Raw genomic sequence first — 6,036 nt, 5'->3', positions numbered from 1 at the left:
GTAATTACATATTTTGTTATCTTTGCCCCCTGTTTTTAAGACTTGTTTTAATAAGATTCAGATATATTCATTATATAAAAGACATTTCATGAGTTTACTACAAGACAAATTCGCGAAATACGATTTGCCGCAACAATTTATGGCAAAGGGCGTATATCCTTATTTCCGTACAATCAACAGCCATCAGGATACAGAGGTAATGATGGATGGTAAAAAGGTTTTGATGTTCGGTTCCAATGCATACATGGGGCTGACATACGACAAACGTATCATTGATGCTTCTATAGCGGCTACTGAAAAATATGGTACAGGCTGTGCCGGTTCCCGTTTCCTGAACGGAACACTTGATATACATGTTGAATTGGAAAAAGAGTTGGCGGAGTTTGTCGGAAAAGACGAAGCGCTCTGTTTCTCTACTGGATTCACGGTGAACGAAGGCATCATTCCTGCTGTTGTGGGCCGTGGGGACTACATCATTTGCGATGACCGCGACCACGCTTCCATTGTGGACGGTCGCCGTCTTACATTTGCTACTCAGCTGAAATACAAGCACAACGATATGGAGGCTTTGGAAAAAGAACTCCAGAAGTGTGAGCCGGATGCCGTGAAACTGATTGTCGTGGACGGAGTCTTCTCCATGGAAGGCGACCTCGCCAATCTGCCCGAGATTGTCCGCCTGAAGAAGAAATACAACGCCAGCATCTATGTGGACGAGGCGCACGGCCTGGGTGTATTCGGAAAGCAAGGCCGCGGCGTATGCGACCACTTCGGCGTAACGAAGGATGTGGACCTGATTATGGGTACGTTCAGTAAGTCGTTGGCTTCCATCGGTGGTTTCATTGCCGGCGACAAAGAGGTCATCAACTGGTTGCGCCACAATGCCCGCTCCTACATCTTCCAGGCAAGCAGCACACCTGCCTCCACGGCAGCAGCACGCGAAGCGCTTCATATCATCCAGTCCGAACCCGAACGCATCCAGCGTTTGTGGGACATCACGAACTATGCTTTGAAGAGGTTCCGCGATGCAGGCTTTGAGATAGGTGAGACAGAATCCCCCATCATCCCCCTCTACGTGCGTGATACGGAAAAGACATTCACGGTGACGAAGCTTGCTTTCGACGAAGGCATCTTCATCAATCCGGTGATTCCGCCCGCCTGTGCTCCGCAAGACACATTGGTACGCGTTGCCTTGATGGCCACCCATACCAAGGAGCAAGTGGATTATGCGGTAGATAGACTGGTAAAATGCTTCAAGGCATTGGATATCATCAAGTAACAAGGGAGATAAGCCATAGGTGTCCTAAGCTTTGCTATATAAAAGGTGGGGTTCAAGTAACTACTTGAACCCCACCTTTTTGCGTATATCCATCCAGACAAATCCCTCTACATCGATTGCCAGAACCGTGCCTTTCGCCTTTCCGGGTTTCTGTTTGCTCTCGCGTAGCAGGGCGATGTTGGCAATGGCACGTGCAATCAGTTTCATGGTGCGTGCATTGGCATAGCCCAATTCACGGTTTGCACACAGTTGGCCAATGTACCGGGCCATGACGGCTTGCGCTCCCTCTTCCATCTTCAGGTGCCGTGCTTTCAGCATTTGCTTCAGGATAAGCATCAACTCATCAGACGAATAGTCCTCAAAATGGAGCGTGTGGTCAAACTCCACTACCCCGCACTGACTCAGGCTTTTGACCAAAGGTTGCCGAATGGTCTCGTGCTCGGCAATAATCAGCGCATAACTTCCCGGCATCTGGGCCATGAGTGAGGTAAGCCGCAACCGCAGCTTTTCACCATCGAAGTGGGATTGCGGTTGTTTGAAGACGGGTGCATCGCCATCCACAAACAACAATCCTTGTCGCGAACGCTTCATGGCCGTTTGCAGAATTTCATCCACCTTATACTCTTGCACATTGTATATCTCCTCGGCCTTGAGTTCCACGAGGTGTCCCTTTTCCAACAAGTTCATGGCACGTAGCAGTTCAGCCAGAATGCCCGCTACGGTACTCTTGCCGGTGCCGGTGTTTCCCGTAAAACTCCATTTCAGCGGACCACCGTTTCCGGTATATTCCAACCCCTGGCTATGGAGATAGCGCGACACATTGACAAAATCATGTATGGCTTTTTTCACCTGGGCCAGGCCCACCAGCTTGTCCAGCCGTCGCAGGGAACGGGCGATGCTTTTTTCATCAAAGCCCTCTGCCTGCATCTCCTGCAGGCCATCGACAGTGGTGGGAATGTCTTGTTTAAGTATGGTTTGAAGCACCGTCTTGTTTTTCAATTTGTCGGGAGGAAGGGCTGCGACGCGGCTGCCCATGGCAGGGATTATCTGCGTGCTGATGAGCCTTGTAACGAAGCGGCCGTTGCCAAAATGACGGTCTTTGTGCGCTACTTTCCGGGTCAGCAACTCTTTCAGGGCTTTCGTTGCTGCGGACGAGAAGCGGTATCCGTTTCTCTTGGCATGTTCTTCAGCTATTTCCAGCAACTCCTCTGCCGTGTAGTCTTCAAAGTGGAAGATATAAGGGAAGCGGGATTTCAGTCCCGGATTGGCTTCCAACAGTTGGTTCATCTCCTCCGGATAGCCTGCCATGATGACAAGCAAGTCTGTTTCTTCGCGGCTCAGGGTAGTGAGCAAAGTCTCTATGGCCCTTATTCCGAAGTCGTTTGCCGCGTTGCCCTTATCCAATAGCGTATAGGCTTCATCGATGAAAAGCACATTTCCTTGTGCGTTCTTCAGGATAGCTTTGGTTTTCTGCTCCGTCTCCCCTACATGTTTTCCTATAAGGTCGCTCCGTTCCACTCGCAGCACGTTTCCCTTCGACAAAAGTCCCATGGCGGCATAGATTTCGCCTATGAAGTCGGCCACGGTGGTTTTTCCGGTGCCCGGGTTGCCGGTAAATACCATGTGCATGGGCGGCAGAGGTGTATGGATGCCTTGTTCGGAACGTAAACGCATCAGGTTCATGAAGTTCAAGTGTTCGTTTACGCTCTTCTTCAGCTGGTTCAATCCTATCATTCCGTGCAGTTTGTTTAAAGACTTCTTGTAGTCTCCTTGATGGATGGCGGGAATGTCTTCTTTTTCGATAATGGTCAGTTGCTCCCTGTTGGGCGAAGGGATGGCATTGACACGGTGCGCCATGCGTTGCAACACCTCATTGGTTAGCAAGATTTCGATGTAACGCCCGTTGCCGAAGGTCTCGTCACGAAGGGCATACGCACGCTTCACCACTCCTTGCAAGGCCTTGTGTGCCTCCTTGGTGAGACGGTAACACTTCTGCCGGCAGTAGGATTCGGCAATTTGCATCAGCTCATCTACGTTATAGTCATCGAAATAGTAACGGTTCGATTCGGGGATGCGCGAATCCAGCCCGGGATTGCCATACAACATTTTCTTCATTTCGGCGGGATAGCCGGCCAGAAGCAGCATCCAGTCGCGGTTGGACTCATCGGCCAGGGCGGTGAGCAAGGTTTCGAGTATATTCATACCCGGGTCTTTGAGGTCTTCGGGCTTGTAGAGGGTATAAGCTTCGTCTATGAAGAGGATGCCGCCTTGGGCACGCTGCATGGCCGCTATGGTTTTCTCGCCCTCGCTGCTATAATATTGCCCTAACAGGGTGCTACGCTCTTCGAAAACGACATGTCCTTTGGACAATATCCCCATCTCTTTCAGTATTTTGCCGAAGAGGCGCGCCACGGTGGTCTTGCCGGTTCCCGGATTTCCGATGAAGGCGGCATGCAACGAGTGAGGTTGAGTTGGTAGTCCCATGGCGTTGCGCTTCTGTTCCATGAGCATCAAGTTGCGGTAATCTTCCACTTTTCTTTTGACGTTAGTCAGTCCTATCATGGCATTCAAGGCTTGCAGGGGATTTTCCACCTTGTCGGAATGTACAATCTTTTTTCCGGCGATGTTCTTTTTAGGTTGTATGGATTCGCGGCCATAGAGGCTCTCCACATCCTTGCTGCCTACTTCAAAGGGAGCCGATATGACGGTCTCGTCCATGAAGCGTACCTCTACAAGGTAGCCTCCCTTGGCCCAGAAGTTGCGCTTTCCGCCGCCTATCTCCCAGCATAGGGAAAAGTACTTCTTTCCTGCAGCCTCGCACGAATCGGCACACTTCAATTCCGTAGCTTTGAGCCGTCCGGTCTCATCGTATAGGTGCAGTTCAAATTCCGGGACAAAAAAAGAGAAGTCATCTCCTTCCTCCTTCCACAACAGGTTTTCCATGCCTTGCGCCATCAGGATGGAACCCAGACGTTGTTGTTTGAAGCAGTTTTGCGAGCGTCCCGGTTGCGTGTAGTCTATCTCTTCGCCCACATTGTTGCGGTAGAGAGCAAAAGACTCGTACTGAAAGCACGATGTGTAGTGTTCGGGGATATCAACCAGCTGGACACCGCGGTGATAAAGCTCGTCATCGTTATGATAGACAATGATGAAAAGTTCGTGCCGGGGACTTGTGGCTGATTTATACATCTCATCAGGTGCAGGAAAGTTGACATACATTTTCCCCAAAGCGTCCTGGCTGTTCATTTGGAAAGTCTGCGAAATTCGGAACACTTCTTCCCCATCCCATACCAAAGCAATCCAGAACTTACGGCTCCAGCGGAATTGCCGGTAATAGGGATTGTGAATAACGATTTCAGCATGTACGTATGCATCTTTCAGCGAAGAAAGACGGAACTGGCCGCGTTGCGTGAAGCAGCCGCCATACTCTTCATCGGGCGAGAAGGCGATAAGGACATCGGTTATCTGTATGGGGGAATCTTCCATGCCATCGTCTGCACCACCGGTATCTTCATCGGCAGAGTCATCATCGATATTGTCGGTATCCTCGTCATCCGATGAGTCGTAGTCCGACATCTCGCAATTGATAAAGTCATTGAGCAAGCGTTCAAATTCATCGGCTTCCGCTGTGTTTTCGTTCGGTATCATTGTTTTTCAGGTTGAAGTGTTTATGATAATTGTATCAAATTTCGCAAGCAATATTAGGCATTATTGTCGAGAAATGCAAATAATGGCAGTTGATATGTTCATTGACTTTTCCGAATGCCCCATAAAAAAACAGATGGTTCAGTTTCGTATCCCTAAAGGTCAGGTTTAGGCTTCTAAACGTAAGGTTGAGAATTGTAAAGGTGAGGTCGTTCTCCGACAAGCTACACTACATCTACGAGCTTAGGAGATACTATCCGCCGGGGCTGATAGATTATTTTGGTATAGCAATCCAAGCAAATGTGATAATAGATGACCGCATCACAGCGTTTGTTGATGATTTTATCTACTTTTTCTTGTACGGACAGGAGCTGCTTTTCGGTAAACAAGCATTCGAATACACTATAATTGACACGGATGCCGTACTTCTCCAAGAGTTTGGAAACCTTGTCCCTGCTCCTATCTGCCCTGATGTCATATACCACGACATAGAATTTCTTTTTCTTGCTCATTCTGCTAAGGGTGTTTATGGAATGTCCTTCGTAAAAGTAATGCTTTTTTTCGTGAAAGTACGAGGATGAAGACAGAAAAATATCAAAGAACGTAATAGTTTAAACGTAAGGTCTGGTTTTCGGAAAAATTTTAAAGTTGTGTAGCTACGCCAACGACCCACATGTTTTTAATCCTTGTTATAGTGGAAATCCTTAAATCTACAAAGATGTTAATGGCAAGGCTCGCGACGAGGTATAGTCTTAATCCTTATTATAGTGGAAGTCCTTAAATCGTGAAAAAAACGTCACTCCTGAAGTTTCAACCAAAGTAGACGAGTCTTAATCCTTATTATAGTGGAAATCCTTAAATCATTTTTATCCTTGCAGTTGGGATTGGTACGTCCGTCTCGTCTTAATCCTTATTATAGTGGAAATCCTTAAATCTGCGTGGCGAAGTTACTCGTAAGGTGTATCTCAAGTCTTAATCCTTATTATAGTGGAAATCCTTAAATCTGCGTGGCGAAGTTACTCGTAAGGTGTATCTCAAGTCTTAATCCTTATTATAGTGGAAATCCTTAAATCTGCGTGGCGAAGTTACTCGTAAGGTGTATCTCAAGTCTTAAT

Annotated in this window: 3 protein-coding genes and 1 CRISPR repeat array; of the genes, 1 reads left to right on the top strand and 2 read right to left on the bottom strand. The window is 48.0% G+C overall.

The window, feature by feature from the left end; all coding sequences use genetic code 11:
• The first annotated feature begins 88 nt into the window (after positions 1-88).
• Positions 89-1,276, top strand: coding sequence for an aminotransferase class I/II-fold pyridoxal phosphate-dependent enzyme (locus K2G43_RS04480; protein ID WP_297644745.1), 1,188 nt, complete (start codon positions 89-91; stop codon positions 1,274-1,276).
• 60 nt (positions 1,277-1,336) lie between these two features.
• On the opposite strand, the gene K2G43_RS04475 is transcribed toward K2G43_RS04480, so the two are convergent.
• Together K2G43_RS04475 and cas2 are read right to left on the bottom strand one after the other, a co-directional pair.
• Positions 1,337-4,924, bottom strand: a complete 3,588-nt coding sequence (locus K2G43_RS04475; RefSeq protein WP_300153168.1) for an AAA family ATPase — start codon at positions 4,922-4,924, stop codon at positions 1,337-1,339.
• Positions 4,925-5,145: 221 nt separating this feature from the next.
• Entirely contained in the window at positions 5,146-5,433 is a 288-nt protein-coding gene (gene cas2, locus K2G43_RS04470) for a CRISPR-associated endonuclease Cas2 (protein WP_300153166.1), read from the bottom strand.
• Positions 5,434-5,597: 164 nt separating this feature from the next.
• A CRISPR array of direct repeats spans positions 5,598-5,994; the repeat unit is 35 nt; unit sequence GTCTTAATCCTTATTATAGTGGAAATCCTTAAATC.
• Between the last annotated feature and the right edge of the window lie 42 nt (positions 5,995-6,036).

Source organism: Bacteroides sp. (genome assembly GCF_029057325.1).
Taxonomy (GTDB): Bacteria; Bacteroidota; Bacteroidia; order Bacteroidales; family Bacteroidaceae; genus Bacteroides.
The sequence above is the reverse complement of the archived record's forward strand: the minus strand, read 5'-3'. Positions and strand labels throughout refer to the sequence as shown.